Origin of the sequence: Cryobacterium inferilacus, assembly GCF_019599185.1 — a bacterium.
Classification (GTDB): domain Bacteria; phylum Actinomycetota; class Actinomycetes; order Actinomycetales; family Microbacteriaceae; genus Cryobacterium; species Cryobacterium inferilacus.
Genome location: NZ_JAIEUL010000050.1, coordinates 1 through 1,579, shown reverse-complemented (window position 1 = coordinate 1,579; position 1,579 = coordinate 1). Strand labels below are relative to the sequence as shown.

Below are 1,579 nucleotides of genomic sequence, written 5' to 3'. Positions count from 1 at the left end.
GCTGCCGGGCTATATGATTCCCGCGTCATTCACCCGCATCGACGCGATCCCGCTGACTCGCAACGGGAAGCTGGATCGGGCGGCGTTGCCGGAGCCGGTGTTCGTGGCGGCCGGGTCGGTTGCCGCGGTCGGGCCGGCGGAGGAGGCGGTGTGCGCGGCGTTTGGCCGGGTCCTCGGTGTGGAGGGGGTGGGCGCGCTGGATAACTTCTTCGAGGCCGGCGGTGATTCGATCTCGGCGATCCGGGTGGTCTCGATGATTCGTCAGGTCGGGTATGCGGTGACGGTGTCTGCGGTCATGGCGGGTATGACGCCGCGCGGGATCGCGCGCACGCTGCGTCTTGACGAGGCCGACACTGCTGAGCAGGGCGAGGTCACCGGGGTGGTGGCGGGGTTGGCGATCGTGGCTGACTTCTTCCGTTGGGACCTGGCAGTGCCGGAGCACTTCAACCAGGACCTGCTGCTGGAGGTGGGCTTCGTCACACCGGAGCAGGTGCGGGCGGCTTTGGATGCCCTCTGGGCCCACCACGACGCGCTTCGCGCGACCGTGATCGATAACGCCCTCGTGCTGCGTGGCACCACCGACGCGTCCTACGGCTTCGAACACGTCGTCGTCGCTCCGCGCCCGGCCGGTGAGGTTACCGGTGCGCAGTCCACCGGTGCTCTCGTTGACGCGGCGGTGCTCGCCGCTGCCCAGCAGGCCCAGGCCGGTTTGAGTTTCGGGGCGGGGGGCGTGTTGTTCCGCGCCGCCCTCGTGAGCGGTCCCCTCGGCGCGCGGCTTCTCCTCGTCGCGCATCACCTCGTCGTCGACGCGGTGTCCTGGCCGATCCTCACCGACGACCTCCTGGCCGGGATCCGTGCCGCGCAGAACGGCCAGAGCGCGGTCCTGCCCGCCAAAACCGCTTCCCTCAATGACTGGGGTCGCGGCCTCGCTCTCCTCGCCGAGGACGTCCCGGCATCGACCCTCGCCTACTGGGACCGCGTCGATGCGGACTCCGCCGCCGCACTGCTGCCGGCAGCGCTGGGCGATCCGGACGCCACCGGGTCGAGTTCGGCCGAGTTCGAACTCGACGACGCGGCGTCCGGAGCCGTCGCCCGGCTCGCGACGGCGTATCACGCCAGCGTCGAGGACGTGCTCCTGGCCGCTTTGGCCTCGAGTATCGGCGAGCTCACCGGCCTGGACCGGATCGCGGTGCGCCTGGAGCGCCACGGCCGTTTCGAACACCCCGCCCTGCCCCGGATCGATCGGACCGTGGGCTGGTTCACCAGCCTGCACCCGGTGCTGCTGCCCACCGTCGGCACCGACCCTGGCGAGGTCCTCATCGCCGCGAAAGAGACCCTCCGCGCGGTGCCCAACGGCGGCCGCGACTACGGGCTGCTCCCCGGGGGTTTGGGCCGGACCCGCGCCACGGTCACGTTCAACTACCTCGGCACCTCCCGGCTCGGCGCCACCGGCGCGGCACTGACCGGGACCCCGTCCCACCCAGACAACGTGTTCCTGGCCGGAGTCCGCGTCAACGCCCGCACCCACAACAGCCGCCTACACATCCACCTCACCGCCGACCACACCGTCCTCAGCGCC

The 1,579-nt window shown here is 71.0% G+C and carries 1 protein-coding gene; it reads left to right on the top strand.

The window, feature by feature from the left end; translation table 11 throughout:
• Nucleotides 1–13: 13 nt before the first annotated feature.
• On the top strand, nt 14–1,579 hold a 1,566-nt coding region (locus K2F54_RS18825), incomplete at its 3' end, for a condensation domain-containing protein (RefSeq protein WP_255577323.1).